This is a genomic window from Azoarcus sp. KH32C (genome assembly GCF_000349945.1).
Taxonomy (GTDB): Bacteria; Pseudomonadota; Gammaproteobacteria; order Burkholderiales; family Rhodocyclaceae; genus Aromatoleum.
This window is the reverse complement of record NC_020548.1, coordinates 308304-321619: the sequence shown is the minus strand read 5'-3', so window position 1 is coordinate 321619 and position 13316 is coordinate 308304. Positions and strand designations below refer to the sequence as shown.

The following is a 13316-nucleotide window of genomic DNA, read 5'->3' as shown; positions in this document are numbered from 1 at the left end:
TAGAAGACATGGAAGAAACTTCACGCAAGGCGGTCGAACGATTCGTGAGGTCGGCCGCCCAGGCATCGTCGGTCTCGATTGTCGAGGCGAAGCTGCTTTCCGGTGGCGCGGTGCAGGAAAACTGGTGGGTCGATTTGCAGCTCGAAGGCGGGCCTTGGGCGGGGCGGCTGGCTTGCGTCCTGCGCTGCGATTCGCCGACCGCCGGCGTCGCGATCAGTCATGGGCGGGCGCAGGAATTCGCGCTGCTGAAGACGGTGTTCGAGGCGGGGGTCACCGTGCCGGAGCCGCTGTGGCTATGCGAGGATCCGGCGGTGATCGGGCGCCCGTTCTTCCTGATGCGTCGCATCGGGGGGACTGCGGCGGGACATCTCCTCGTCAAGGACAGCCGCTACGGCGGCGATCGGGTGCAGCTGGCTGAACGGCTGGGCCGCGAGCTCGCGCGCGTGCATTCAGTCCGCCCGCCCCATCCGTCGCTGGATTTCCTGCCGTGGTACGACGAAGCGCCTGCGCTGCACCGTGTGCGCGAGCACCGAGCCTTCCTCGACAAGCACCACACGGCTTACCCCGCGGTCGAATGGGGCCTGCGATGGCTCGAACGGCACGCGCCGCAGCGCGGTCTGGTCACCCTGTGCCACGGCGATTTCCGCACGGGAAACTACATGGTCGACGAGCAGGGCCTGACCGGCGTGCTCGACTGGGAGTTCGCCCGCTGGAGCGATCCGCTCGAGGACATCGGATGGTTTTGCGCGAAATGCTGGCGTTTTGGCAACATTCGGGCCGAGGCGGGTGGGATCGGCGAGCGCGAGGATTTGTACCGTGGCTACGAAATGGAGTCTGGCTGGGCGCTCGACCGCGATGCAGTCCGCTACTGGGAAGTGATGGCACACGTGACCTGGGCCATCATCGCGATACAGCAGGCCGAGCGCCATTGCTCGGGAGAAGAGAATTCGCTGCTGCTGGCCCTGACGGGGCATATCGTCCCTGAACTTGAATGGGAAATCCTCAACATGACGGAGAACGACTGATGCGCGAACAACCGAGGGGCGACATGCTGCTGGCAAGTGCGCGCCAGCTGTTGCGTGACGAGGTGCTGCCCGCATTGCCGGCCGAGCGCAAGCATGCCCTGCTGATGGCGATGAATGCGATGTCGATCGCCGAGCGGCAGTTGCGCAACGGCGACGGCCCGGAGGCTCGAGAGCTTGCAGCGCTGCGCGAATTGCTCGATGACGGGAAGCTGTCGCTCGCCGACGGGAGCAGGAGCCTGGCCGCACTGATTCGCGCGGGAGAGGGCGATCCGGGTGCTCCTCGGCGGGCTGCGATCCTGGCTCATCTTCGCAAGGTGGGCGAGCAACGGGTCGCCGAAAGCAATCCGAAGGCGCTCGCGTCGAAATCCTGATGAGTACGCTCGTCCTGATGCGACACGGGCAGGCCTCTTTCGGCGAAGCCCGTTACGACAGCCTGTCGGAGACCGGCCGTGCGCAGGCGCGGCACACCGGCGCGTGGCTGGGTGAGCGCGGCGACATGCCGACCGCCGTCTGGACGGGGCCTCGCCGGCGTCAGGCGGATACGGCCGCGCTGGTGATCGCTGCCTCCGGGATCGGACATTCGCCCGTGCTCGCGCCGCTTCTCGAGGAGTTTGCGGAAGGGGAGGAAGTGCTGGCAGCGGCGGCCGAACTATTCGGCCGGCCGATGACCGGGCCTGAGGCCCCGCCGAGGACCGAACAACTGCGCTGTTACGACGCCGCTTACGAAGCCTGGTCGAGGAATCGGGTCGCGATACCGGGGCGGGCCGCGTTTGGGGTCTTCCGCGGTGGTGTGCGGCAGTGGTTGCGTGAGGTCGTCGCGGTTCCTGATGCGCCCTCCGGGCAGCGCATCCTTGCGGTGACCTCCTCCGGGGTGATCGCTGCCGTTGTCTGCGACGTCCTCGGACTCGGTGACGAACAATGGTGCGCGCTCGTGCGCCTGATCCAGAATGGTTCGCTGACGGAAGTCGTGTTCTCGAGGGGACGGACCGGCCTACGAACGTTCAACAGCGCCGGCCACTTGCCGCGGGAGCTGGTTTCCACAATATGAACCCGATGAGGCCGGCGTGCTGCTGGCCGAGCATCCCGAGATGCTCGCCGGGCTGACGGAACGACGAATCAGCCGGTTGCTTCCTCGGCGGCGGACCCGTTTTCTTCGAGGCGCTGGATCATGAAGTCGGCAGCCTGCGAGATGTGTTGCCGACCGAGTTCTTCGGCCTTCTGGCCATCTCCCGCTGCGATTGCATCCAGCATGGCCTCATGCTGGCCCCAGACGTTGCGGGGCTGCTCTTCGTTGACGAGCACTCCGCCCATGACGCGCTGCGTGTTCGTCCAATGGGCCTCCATCGCGGGGGCGATGAAGGGGTTCTCGGACAGCGCGTAGATGAAGTGATGGAAGGCCATGTCCGCGGCGATCATGTCGTTGTATGCGCCAGCCGCGACCGCCTTGCGTCCCGCACGGATCAGGGCCGGTCCCTTGGCCTTCGCCTGCTTGGGGTTCAGCTCAGCGGCGCGCCGGCATGCGAGACCTTCAATGACGGCCCGCATGTCGTACATGTTGCGGACGTACTTGATGTCGAGCGGCGCTACCAGCAGGCCACGGCCAGGCGCGTCGCGCAGCACGCCCTGATTGCGCAAGAGCGCCAGGGCTTGCTGCACGGGTTGGCGCGACACGCCCAGTTCCTTCGCGATCTGCTCCTGGATGATCCGCGAGCCCGGGCGCAGCTTGCCGCCCGAAATTTCTTCGAGAATCGCCTTGTGGACTTGCTCGACGAGCTTGGGTTGGGTTTCTAGGATCTTCATGGAGCATAACTCTATCGCGTGAATGGGAGGTCAAGCTAGAGCTGGTCAGGCTCCATCGCCGTCGCGCCAGCGGCGCTCGGCGTCGTTCCACGCCGCGAGTGGTTGCAGATCGGGTACCCATGCAAGCCCCGACTTGGCGTCGGACGAGGCCGCATCCGGTGTCACGAGGACATCGAGCAGGGCAGGCCGGTTGGCGAGCGCACGTTCGATCGCCCCGGGCAAGTCCTCCGCCTTTTCGACCCGTTCGGCGTGCATTCCGAATGCGCGCGCCATCGCAGCGTGATCGGAGAACTGTAACCTTGTTCCGCACACCTTGCCATGCGTTTCCTGCTGGTCGCGCACTTCGATCGCCCACGCGCCATTATTGGCTACGACCACGAGAACCGGTGCTTTGTGCCGCACGGCGGAATCGAGCTCCATCGCGTTGAAGCCGAACGCGCCGTCGCCGGTCGCGACGACCACCGTGCGGTCGGGGCAGGCGAGGCTCGCAGCCACGCCGAAGGGGGTTCCCACACCGATGCAGCCGAGCGAGCCGGGGTCGAGGTAGGTCGTTGCGGGCAGGCCGACGCGTGCAAAGCTCAGGAAATCTCCTCCGTCGGCGACGACGACCGCGTCCGAAGGCAGCGCATCGCGCAGGGCCGCGATGAGGCGATTCGGATGCATCAGCCCGTCGCTGCCCGGGGGGGCATTCCGCATCGAACTCACGAGCTTGTCCGCCCGTTCGCAGTGCTTCGCCCGCAATGCACGAGTCCATTCCACGTCAGTCGCCGGCGTACGGTCGCCCGCCGCTGCCAGGATCGCCTCGATCGCCAGCGCCGGGGTCGCCATCAACTCGACTGCGCCGCGACGGTTGTCGCGCAACTCCGCCGCGCAGTCGGCGATGCGAAGGAAGCGCGCATCTCCGAAGACGGCAGGCGAGCCGTAGGCGAGCTGGAAATCGAGACGCCGGCCGACGGTCACGACCAGATCTGCCTGGCCCATGACGGAACCGCGCATCGCCGCGACCACGGACGGGTGGTCTTCGGGCACGAGGCCGCGGCTTTCGCCGGTGTCGAGATAGGCCGCGTCGAGGCGGCTGAGGAGCTGGCAAAGCGCCGGACCCGAGCCCTGCGCGCCTCGCCCGGAGATGAAGAGCGGACGCTTGGCCGACCATAGCAGCTCGACGGCCGCCTGCACGGCGACGGGGTCTGGGGTCTGGGTCGGCATCGCCTTGGGCGCGAAATGCTCAGGCAGCTGAATCGCAAGAGGGACCTCTCCGCGCAGCGTATCGACGGGGAAGTCGAGATAGACGGGGCCCGGTTCTCCCCCCTGGCCGATCGCACGCGAGACGGCTTCGTCGAGTTCCTGGAGCACGAGTTCCGGTTGGCGGACGGTGCGTGCGTAGCGGGTGATCGAGCGCACGAGGTCGGTATGCACGATGTCCTGCAGGGCGCCGCGGTTTTCCTGCGGGCGCGGCGGCAGGCCGGACAGCACCAGGACCGGGACGCGCGCGACATGGGCATTCGCGATACCGGTCATGGCATTGGTGACACCGGGGCCCGCCGTGACCATGGCGACGCCGAACCCGCCGTTGAGTTGCGCGTCCGCGTGGGCCATGTACACGGCCGCACGTTCGTCGCGCACATCGATGATGCGGATGCCTTCCGCATCGAGCCGCATCCAGATCGGCATGATGTGGCCGCCGCAGAGGCTATAGACGCGCTTGACGCCGCGCTGTTTGAGAAAGCGCGCGATCACTGCCGCCGCCGACTGCTCCGAAATTGCCATGGTGCTCATGTTGTCTCCTCCTGTTGGTCGCAAAGCGGTGTTGCAAACTGCTTCGTTTCGGTAAAAATTTTACCGCATTCTGAATTCAGAAGTCTATAATTTGTTCAGAGTTCGGAATTCAGAGTCCGGACGAAACCCCAAGGAGACACTCCCCATGAGCCATCTGCTGACCATTTCCGATGCTGTTGCGACCCACGCCCGACTGATGCCCGAGAAGCTCGGGACGCGGGACTCGCGTCGATCCCTGACCTACGCCCAATGGGACGAGCGGGCCAGTCGCCTTGCTGCTGGCATGCTCGGCCTGGGCTTGCAGAAGGGCGACCGGGTGGCCGTGCTCGCGTACAACTGCATCGAGTGGATGGAGATCTATGTCGCCCTGGCGCGCGCCGGGCTCGTCGCCGTGCCGCTCAACTTCCGGCTGACGGCGCCCGAAATCGCGTACATCCTCGGGAATTGCGAAGCCGGGGCCTTGATCGCGGGCGCCGAGTTCGTTTCCACCGTCGATTCGATCAGGCACGAACTGGACGGGATCGCAGGGCGCCTGGTCGTCATCGGAAGCCCGACCGGTGCCGGGTGGATCGGCTACGAGGAGTTGGTGGCGCAGACTGCCGCCCCGGCCGAATTCCCGCGTGTGAACCCGGAGGAAATGTGCGCGCTGCTCTATACGTCGGGAACCACGGGGCGCCCCAAAGGCGCAATCCGCAGCCATGCCGGCAGCACGCTGATCGCGTTGGCAACCGCCCTCGAAATGGGGTTCACGCGCGAGGACACGGCACTGCTGGTGATGCCGATGTGTCACGCCAATTCGCTGTATTTCGGCACGACCTTCATCCACATGGGGGCCACCTGCATCATCGACGACGGGCGCAGTTTCGACCCCGAGAAGCTGGTCGCGACGCTCGCGCAGGAAAAGGTCACGTTCACGTCGCTGGTCCCGACCCATTACATCATGGTCCTCGCGCTCCCCGACGAGGTGAAGAAGCGCTACGACATGAGCAGCGTCGGAAAGCTGATGATCTCCTCGGCGCCCGCGCGCAAGGACACCAAGCTCGCAATCCTCGAATACTTCCGCAACGGCAAGCTCTACGAGCTCTACGGTTCGACCGAAGCGGGCTGGGTCACGCTGCTGCGGCCGGACGAGCAGCTCGTGAAGCTCGGGTCGGTCGGGCGCGAATGGGCGGGCAGCGGGGCGATCCGGCTGCTCGACGAGAACGGCTGCGAGGTCCCCGACGGGGAGGTGGGCGAGCTGTTCTCGCGCACCTCCTACGTGTTCGACGGCTACTGGAAGAATCCGGAAAAGACTGCCGAGGCCTTCCGTGGCGAATGGTGTTCGGTGGGCGACATGGCGCGCCGCGACGCCGATGGCTACATCTGGCTCGTCGACCGCAAGAGCAACATGATCATCAGCGGCGGCGAGAACATCTACCCGTCCGAAGTCGAAGGCGTCCTGGGCGCGCATCCGAAAGTCAAGGATGTGGCCGTCATCGGCATTCCGCACGACAAGTGGGGTGAGACGGTGCAGGCGGTGATCGTGCTGCACGACGGCCAGCGCTCGGACGCCGAGGAGATGCAGGCCTGGTGCCGGGAGCGTCTCGCCGGTTTCAAGTGCCCGCGCTCCATCGTGTTCATCGCGGACCTGGACATGCCACGCACCGCGACCGGGAAGATCCTGCATCGCGTGCTGCGTCAGCGGCTCGTTCCTTCCAGCGCGCTGACGGCGTGACGACCGCAGGGCGGCAGTCGCGCCGAGGCTGCCGCCAAATCCCCCCGAGAGAGATCTGCGCATGCAACAGATTCTGCAGGTGACCTTCCCCTTCTTCGCGCTGGTGCTGTGCGGCTATCTCGCGGCCCGGCGCCGGCTGCTGCCGCTGGAGGCGATTCCGGGGTTGAACACCTTCGTGCTGTTCTTCGCGCTGCCTTGCATGCTCTTCCGTTTCGGTGCGGGCACGCCGATCGCGAGGCTGCTCGATCTCAATGCCTTCATCGTCTACGTGGTCTGCGCGCTGGCCATGGTCGGCCTGACCGTCATCAGCACGCGCAAGGGCGCGATCGGCTGGAACGATGCGTCCTTCGGTGCGCTGGTGGCGGCCTTCCCGAACTCCGGCTTCATGGGCATGCCGCTGCTCGTGTCGCTGCTGGGCGCCCGCGCGGCCGGACCGGTGATGGTGCCGCTCGCCGTGGACATGGTGATCACGTCGTCGCTGTGTATTGCGCTCTCGCGCCTGAGTACTGCCGATGGAGGCGGGGCGCGCCAGGCGGCCGTGAAGGCGCTGAAGAGCGTGATGGTGAATCCTTTGCCATGGGCGATCATGCTCGGCGGGCTGTCGTCGGCGACCGGGTTCCTCCCCTACAAGCCCCTCATGCGGGTCATCGAGATGCTGGCCGACGCGGGCTCGCCCACCGCGTTGTTCACGATCGGCGCGGTGCTGGCACGGTCCCAGGCGGCGGTGAAGGCGCCACATCCGCAGCGGCGGGGCATCGGGGACGTTCCCCTGGTCGTGCTCTACAAGCTGATCGTCCACCCAGCGCTGATCTTCGGTGTCGGGACGCTCGCGATCGCGCTGGGCCTCCCCTTGGATCCGTTCACGCTGACGGTGCTCGTGCTGGTTGCGGCGCTGCCGAGCGCGAGCAACGTCCCGATGCTCACGGAGCGCTTCGGGGCCGACACGGGCCGCGTCGCGCGCGTCGTGCTCGTCACGACGGCGTGCGCCTTCCTGACCTTCTCGGGGGCCGTCGCGGTGCTGGTCCGCTAGGGCCGGAGGCAGGCTCCGGCCATCGCGCGCGTTCGAGCCTGCCCATACGCGCAATGCGGGAATTCTGAATTCAAAAAAATCACAAAACTACTTGCACTCTGAATTCAGAATTTGTAGTGTACGAAACCAGAGATGAGCGACAAGAATCCCCGCGGCAAATGCAGGGGATCGCACGGACGGAGACGATTCAAATGGAAGACAAAGAAACTTGCGCGTGCGCTGCACAAGCACCGGTTAATGCGCATCGCCGCAGGATCTTCAAGATTGCCGCGGTCGGCCTGATGGCCGGAATGGGCCTCCAGGGGCGCTCGGCGCAGGCGATGGAGACCGTGCCGGAGGAGCTGCGCCACGCAACGGGCGACCGCCTGGTCGAGGATGACGCGGAGGGCGAACCGACCCCGCTGAAGCTCGGTGACCTGCGGGTCGGCAAGCCGCTACTCGCTTTTCCCTTCGACGTCGCCTCGAAGAAGGTGCGTTCCGAGACCCGCCTGAACAAGATTGTCCTGCTGCGCTTGCCCGAGGCCGAGCTCGATGCCGAGTCCAAGGCGGTGTCCGCCGGCGGAGTGCTCGCGTTCTCGGCGATCTGCACGCACATGGGCTGCGACATCAAGACCTGGATGTCCAGCGAGAAGGTCTTCGCGTGCTTCTGCCACGGCTCCAAGTTCCGCCCGCTCGACCACGGATCGGTGGCAGGGGGCCCGGCACCGCGCCCGCTTCCTGTCCTGCCCCTCAAGCTCGAAGGCGACGAACTCGTCATCGCGGGGCCTTTCGCAACGCCGCCCGGCTTCACGGCGCAGGCATGAAATGACGCATCACGGTTTTGCCACCCTCGGCGGCCCAATGGGGGCCGCTGTGACCAACAATGGAGGAGACAAGAAGATGAAGGGCTTGATGAAAGGCTTCGCCGTATGTGCGATGGCGGCGCTGCCGGCGGCGGTGCTTGCCGCAGTCGGCAATTACACTCCCGTGACCGATGCGAGGCTCAAGAATCCCGAAGCCGCGAACTGGCTCCAGTACCGCGGTAACTACGCGGGCTGGGGTTACAGCGCGCTGTCGCAGATCACCGACAAGAACGTGGGCAAGCTGCAACTTGCCTGGGCCTTCGCGACCGGGCAGAAGGAAGGCCATCAGTCGCCGCCGATCGTGAACAACGGCTACATGTTCGTGACGACCCCCGGTGCGCAGGTCATTGCGCTGGAGGCGAAGACCGGCAAGGAGCTGTGGCGCTACAAGAAGGAGCTGCCCGGCGAGATGCTGCAACTGCATCCCACCAACCGTGGCGTCGCACTCTATGGTGACAAGGTGTATGTGGCAACGGTGGACGCCCACCTCGTCGCGCTGGACGCCAAGACCGGCAAGGAAGTGTGGATCAAGCAGGTCGGCGACTGGAAGGCCCTGCAGTACATCACGCTCGCTCCGCTTGCGGCGAAGGGCAAGATCATGGTCGGTTCCTCCGGCGGCGAGACGGGCGTGAGGGGCTATGTGGCGGCCTTCGACGCGGAGACCGGCGAAGAGGCGTGGCGGACCTACACCACGGCCGCGCCGGGTGAGCCGGGCGGCGACACGTGGCCGGGCGAGACGTACAAGAACGGCGGCGGCAGCATCTGGATCACCGGCAGCTACGATCCGGATACCAACCTGGCCTACTGGGGCACCGGCAACCCGGCGCCGTGGCCGACCGAGGGGCGCAAGGGCGACAACCTTTACACCGGTTCGACGATCGCCCTTGACGTCGACACCGGCGCGCTGAAGACCTACTTCCAGTACAACCCGAACGACGCCTGGGACTGGGACGAGGTGTCCGCGCCGCTGCTGATCGACACCGAGGTCAAGGGCAAGAAGGTGAAGACCGCCGTGCATGCGGGCCGCAACGGCTACCTGTGGGTGCTGGATCGCGACGGCCAGAAGCTGAAATTCGTCGATGCCTATCCCTTCGTCAACAACAACACGATCAAGTCGATCGATCCCAAGACCGGCCGTCCGACCTTCATCGACGAACACCGTCCGGGCCTGGGCAAGGGCGACGTGCATTTCTGCCCGTCGTTGTGGGGCGGCAAGGACTGGTTCCCTGAGGCCTACAACCCGAAGACCGGCCTGCTTTACGTGCCGGCCAACAACAACCTGTGCGCCGAGCTGCCCGAGCCGGAGCCGACGAAGTACAAGAAGGGCGACCTGTACATCGGCTACCCGATCGAGGCGATCCTGACCGGCCTGCGCTGGGCCAAGGGCGCGAAGGAGGCACCGAAGACGATGGGTGAGGTGCAGGCTTGGGATCTGAAGACCGGCAAGCAGGTCTGGACGCACAAGTACCCGACCTTCAACTGGGGACCGCTGCTCACCACGGGCGGCAACCTGGTCTTCGGCGGCGGCACCAACGACCGCATGTTCCGCGCCTTCAACGCGACCTCCGGCAAGGTCCTGTGGGAAGCAGCCACTCCCTCGGGCGTGACCGGCGTGCCGACCTCCTTCGAGGTCGATGGCGAGCAATACATCGCCGTGCAGTCGGGTTGGGGCGTCGATGCGCAGCGCATGCAGGGCGGCGTCGACCGGCTGCTCGGGTATCAGACGGTGGTGCCGCAGGGCGGCACGGTGATGGTCTACAAGCTGGCGAAATGATCGTCGGGCGAGTGACGGTGGCCCGTTTTTTTGTCTTGTTGAAATGAATTCAGAGTTCAAAAAATCCGGGCCACCAGACCGCCCATAACGTGAGGACAGGCAAATGAACAAGTCGTATCGCAACTTCATCGACAACCAGTTCGTGGATTCGGAAGGCGGCGCCACGATCGAGGTGCGCAACCCGGCGACGCACGAACTCCTCGGGGTCGTGCCCGCCTCCACCGCGGCCGATGTCGATCGCGCCGTCGAGGCCGCCCGGCGCGCCCAGCCGGCCTGGGAAAGGCTGCCGGCGATCGAGCGCGCGAACCACCTGCGCCGCATCGCCAACAAGCTCCGCGACAACAAGGAGCGCCTCGCGCGCACGATCACGTTGGAACAGGGCAAGATCCTCGACCTCGCCCGTGTGGAAGTCGATTTCACGGCCAACTACATGGACTACATGGCCGAGTGGGCGCGCCGGATCGAAGGCGAGATCATCCCCTCCGACCGTCCCGGCGAGACGATCTTCCTGCATCGCAAGCCGATCGGGGTCACCGCGGGCATCCTGCCGTGGAACTTCCCGTTCTTCCTGATCGCCCGCAAGATGGCGCCGGCGCTCGTGACCGGCAACACCATCGTCATCAAGTCGAGCGAGGAGACGCCGCTCAACGCGGTCGAATTCGCCGAGATCGTCGCCGAGTGCGACCTGCCGGCCGGCGTGTTCAACCTTATCAGCGGCGCGGGTGCGACCGGTGCCGCGCTGAGTGCGCACAAGGACGTCGGCCTCGTGAGCTTCACCGGCAGCGTGCAGACCGGCATCCGCATCATGGAAACGGCTTCGCGCAACCTCACCCGCGTGAATCTCGAACTCGGCGGCAAGGCCCCGGCGATCGTTCTGAACGACGCCGACCTCGAGCTGACCGCGCGCGCGTTGCACGCATCGCGCGTACTCAATACCGGGCAGGTGTGCAACGCGGCCGAGCGCGTCTACGTGCAGCGGGGCGTCGCCTCGGCGCTGGCGGAGAAGGTGACCGCGCTGATGGCCGACACGCGCTACGGCAATCCGATGGCGGACCAGGGCCTGCACATGGGGCCGCTAGTGAACAAGATCGGGCTGGACAAGGTCGCGGCGCTGGTCGACAGCGCACGGCGGCAGGGGGCGGAGATTCTGACCGGCGGCAAGGTCGCCGACCGCGAGGGCTTCCACTACGAGCCGACGGTGCTGATGGGCTGCCGTTCCGACATGGACGTGATGACGAAGGAAATCTTCGGGCCAGTCCTGCCGGTGCAGATCATCGAGGATCTCGACGAGGCCATCGCGCTCGCCAACGACTCCGAGTATGGCCTGACCTCGTCCATCTTCACGCGTGACCTCAACGCCGCGATGAAGGCGACGCGCGAGCTGCGCTTCGGCGAGACCTACATCAACCGCGAGCACTTCGAGGCCATGCAGGGCTTCCACGCTGGTCGCCGCAAGTCCGGCATCGGTGGCGCGGACGGCAAGCACGGTCTGTACGAGTACACCGAAACGCACGTGGTCTATCTGCAGACCACCTGAACACCGCATCCGTTTTTGGCAGGGAGAAGGGGCCGGGATCCGTCACGCGGGTCCCGGCAGGGCGAGTCGCGCCCGCCCGATTGAAGAGAAACGGCGCTTTCAGGCGCCATCCGTGAGAAGAAGCAGGAGACCAAAAGTGAAGAACCAGAAGAGCTGCAAAAAGTCGTGCGTCAGGACGGTGATCCAGGGAGCAGTCGTCGCAGCGCTGTGCGCTGCCGGAACCGCGGCGCAGGCGCAGGTCACGCGTGGTTTCATCGGGCCGCACGAGTACTCGCTTCCAGACCCGAAGGGTATGAAGCCCTGGAACGTGTTTGTCGAGTACTCCACCTTTCAGAAAAACGAGGATGTCTGGAGTAACGGTGGCAGCAAGGACAAGACGGCCGATGTCGAGACGCTGGTCAGCATCTCCAAGTTTGTCCACTTCTGGGAAGTGACCGATGGCGTCGGCATCGCCTGGGAACTCATCGTTCCGAAGGTCAGCGTCAGTAATCGTGATACCGGCGGCGGGGTGAGCGGTATTGCCGACCCGCTGACCGGACCTGCGTTTTGGATCAAGCCGAACGAGCACTGGACGCTTGGTACCGACATGTTCTTTGTGCAGGTCCCCGTCGGCGATCGCGAACTGCGTGCGACGCGCTGGAACGTCGTCGCCTCGGTGTTCTGGGATGCGCAGTACGACAAGTTCAACTACACGGGCAACCTCGCGACGACGATCAACGGTCCGCGCGAGGACAAGAACACGTCGGATCCGGCGAACCTCTACTACTTCAATAACCGTTTCGGCTACCGCGTGTCGCAACTGATCGAACCGTACGTCGGCCTGGACTACCAATGGCAGAACAGCAAGGCCGGCGCGCCCGAAGCGCACGAGCTGGCTGCGGCGGTCGGGGTCATGTTCCACCTGGCGCCGAACTACCACCTGGCGGTGCACTATCAGGGCGGCATCGACGGCAAGAACATGCCGGTGTCGAACAACCTCAACGTGCGCTTCGCGTACGTGTTTTGACGAGCGCGGCGGGGGAGCCTTCGCTCCCCCGCCGGCCGATGCTCATGAGAGCGAAGATGCCTGCAATCGAAAGGAGCGCATTGCCGGCATGTTTCTGCCAGCGACTGCCGATCTCCCGAGTGGATGAGGAAAGCGCCTATGACTGCCACGCTTGAGAATGTGCGCCTGGTGCTGGCGGACGATCACGCCATCGTCCGGATGGGTTTCCGGATGCTGCTCGAAGGGGCCGGCGCAACGGTCGTTGCGGAGGCTGGCTCCGGAGAAGAAGCCGTGTCCTGCTTCGCCGGGCATCTGCCGGATGTGCTCGTCATGGATGTGACGATGCCGGGACTCGGCGGACTGGGCGCCCTGGAGCGGCTGCTGTCGCATCACGGCAACGCGCGCGTGCTGATGCTCTCCGCGCACGACGACCCGCAGATTCCCACTCGGGCGCTGAAGGCCGGCGCGACGGGTTACCTGTGCAAGCGGGCGCAGCCGTCGGAGCTGGTTCGCGCGGTCGCTCAGGTCGCACGCGGCCGTCGCTTCCTCGATCCCGACCTGGCTTCGCAACTCGTGCTGGCGCAGTTCGGCAAAGGGGCCGACCCCATCGACGCCCTCACCGACAAGGAGTTCGCGGTGTTCCTGCAATTGGCGAAGGGCAGCAATGTGCAAGAGGTCGCCGATTCGCACTGCATCAGCCCAAGTACCGTGGGAACGCATCTGTACCACATCAAGCAGAAGCTGCAGGCGGCCAATGCGGCGCAGCTGGCGTTGATTGCAGTACGGGCGGGGCTCATCGAGGCCTAGCCGCGGCGGGGTCATACACAACAATC

Annotated in this window: 12 protein-coding genes; 10 read left to right on the top strand and 2 right to left on the bottom strand. The window is 65.5% G+C overall.

From position 1 onward, the window contains the following. Positions 1-8 precede the first annotated feature (8 nt). From AZKH_RS24285 to AZKH_RS24275, 3 genes are read left to right on the top strand one after another with little or no spacing between them, the layout of a single operon-like run. Positions 9-1025, top strand: coding sequence for a phosphotransferase family protein (locus AZKH_RS24285; RefSeq protein WP_015451952.1), 1017 nt, complete (start codon positions 9-11; stop codon positions 1023-1025). After that, positions 1025-1396 (top strand): DUF6285 domain-containing protein, encoded by a 372-nt coding sequence (locus tag AZKH_RS24280; RefSeq protein ID WP_015451951.1) that lies wholly within the window; start codon positions 1025-1027, stop codon positions 1394-1396. The genes AZKH_RS24285 and AZKH_RS24280 overlap by 1 nt, the downstream gene beginning before the upstream one ends. Further along, complete coding sequence (locus tag AZKH_RS24275) at positions 1396-2073, top strand: histidine phosphatase family protein (protein ID WP_015451950.1); 678 nt, start codon at positions 1396-1398, stop codon at positions 2071-2073. Before AZKH_RS24280 ends, AZKH_RS24275 begins: the two co-directional genes overlap by 1 nt. A gap of 68 nt (positions 2074-2141) precedes the next feature. Here the strand turns inward: AZKH_RS24275 and AZKH_RS24270 are convergent, their stop codons facing one another. Together AZKH_RS24270 and AZKH_RS24265 are read right to left on the bottom strand one after the other, a co-directional pair. After that, entirely contained in the window at positions 2142-2825 is a 684-nt protein-coding gene (locus tag AZKH_RS24270) for a GntR family transcriptional regulator (RefSeq protein WP_015451949.1), read from the bottom strand. A 45-nt stretch (positions 2826-2870) separates the two neighbouring features. Beyond that, the gene (locus tag AZKH_RS24265; protein WP_041658080.1) at positions 2871-4592 is read right to left on the bottom strand and encodes a thiamine pyrophosphate-binding protein; all 1722 of its coding nucleotides are present in this window, start codon (positions 4590-4592) and stop codon (positions 2871-2873) included. 154 nt (positions 4593-4746) lie between these two features. Between AZKH_RS24265 and AZKH_RS24260 the strand changes: the two genes are divergently transcribed. From AZKH_RS24260 to AZKH_RS24230, 7 genes are all read left to right on the top strand, one after another. Continuing rightward, positions 4747-6315, top strand: a complete 1569-nt coding sequence (locus AZKH_RS24260) for a class I adenylate-forming enzyme family protein (RefSeq protein WP_015451947.1) — start codon at positions 4747-4749, stop codon at positions 6313-6315. 61 nt (positions 6316-6376) lie between these two features. Next, positions 6377-7345 (top strand): AEC family transporter, encoded by a 969-nt coding sequence (locus AZKH_RS24255; protein WP_015451946.1) that lies wholly within the window; start codon positions 6377-6379, stop codon positions 7343-7345. A 191-nt stretch (positions 7346-7536) separates the two neighbouring features. Next, positions 7537-8148 (top strand): ubiquinol-cytochrome c reductase iron-sulfur subunit, encoded by a 612-nt coding sequence (locus AZKH_RS24250; RefSeq protein ID WP_015451945.1) that lies wholly within the window; start codon positions 7537-7539, stop codon positions 8146-8148. 76 nt (positions 8149-8224) lie between these two features. Continuing rightward, positions 8225-9961 (top strand): PQQ-dependent dehydrogenase, methanol/ethanol family, encoded by a 1737-nt coding sequence (locus tag AZKH_RS24245; RefSeq protein ID WP_015451944.1) that lies wholly within the window; start codon positions 8225-8227, stop codon positions 9959-9961. Positions 9962-10064: 103 nt separating this feature from the next. Continuing rightward, positions 10065-11498, top strand: a complete 1434-nt coding sequence (aldA, locus tag AZKH_RS24240) for an aldehyde dehydrogenase (protein WP_015451943.1) — start codon at positions 10065-10067, stop codon at positions 11496-11498. A 136-nt stretch (positions 11499-11634) separates the two neighbouring features. Continuing rightward, complete coding sequence (locus AZKH_RS24235; protein ID WP_015451942.1) at positions 11635-12504, top strand: transporter; 870 nt, start codon at positions 11635-11637, stop codon at positions 12502-12504. 138 nt (positions 12505-12642) lie between these two features. Further along, positions 12643-13290, top strand: a complete 648-nt coding sequence (locus tag AZKH_RS24230) for a response regulator transcription factor (protein WP_015451941.1) — start codon at positions 12643-12645, stop codon at positions 13288-13290. Positions 13291-13316: the final 26 nt, after the last annotated feature.

What these genes read in the sequence shown, in the direction of transcription:
- AZKH_RS24285 (WP_015451952.1), top strand. Translation starts at nt 9, where the DNA reads ATGGAAGAAACTTCACGCAAGGCGGTCGAACGATTCGTGAGGTCGGCC.
- AZKH_RS24280 (WP_015451951.1), top strand. Translation starts at nt 1,025, where the DNA reads ATGCGCGAACAACCGAGGGGCGACATGCTGCTGGCAAGTGCGCGCCAG.
- AZKH_RS24275 (WP_015451950.1), top strand. Translation starts at nt 1,396, where the DNA reads ATGAGTACGCTCGTCCTGATGCGACACGGGCAGGCCTCTTTCGGCGAA.
- AZKH_RS24270 (WP_015451949.1), bottom strand. Translation starts at nt 2,825, where the DNA reads ATGAAGATCCTAGAAACCCAACCCAAGCTCGTCGAGCAAGTCCACAAG.
- AZKH_RS24265 (WP_041658080.1), bottom strand. Translation starts at nt 4,592, where the DNA reads ATGGCAATTTCGGAGCAGTCGGCGGCGGCAGTGATCGCGCGCTTTCTC.
- AZKH_RS24260 (WP_015451947.1), top strand. Translation starts at nt 4,747, where the DNA reads ATGAGCCATCTGCTGACCATTTCCGATGCTGTTGCGACCCACGCCCGA.
- AZKH_RS24255 (WP_015451946.1), top strand. Translation starts at nt 6,377, where the DNA reads ATGCAACAGATTCTGCAGGTGACCTTCCCCTTCTTCGCGCTGGTGCTG.
- AZKH_RS24250 (WP_015451945.1), top strand. Translation starts at nt 7,537, where the DNA reads ATGGAAGACAAAGAAACTTGCGCGTGCGCTGCACAAGCACCGGTTAAT.
- AZKH_RS24245 (WP_015451944.1), top strand. Translation starts at nt 8,225, where the DNA reads ATGAAGGGCTTGATGAAAGGCTTCGCCGTATGTGCGATGGCGGCGCTG.
- aldA (WP_015451943.1), top strand. Translation starts at nt 10,065, where the DNA reads ATGAACAAGTCGTATCGCAACTTCATCGACAACCAGTTCGTGGATTCG.
- AZKH_RS24230 (WP_015451941.1), top strand. Translation starts at nt 12,643, where the DNA reads ATGACTGCCACGCTTGAGAATGTGCGCCTGGTGCTGGCGGACGATCAC.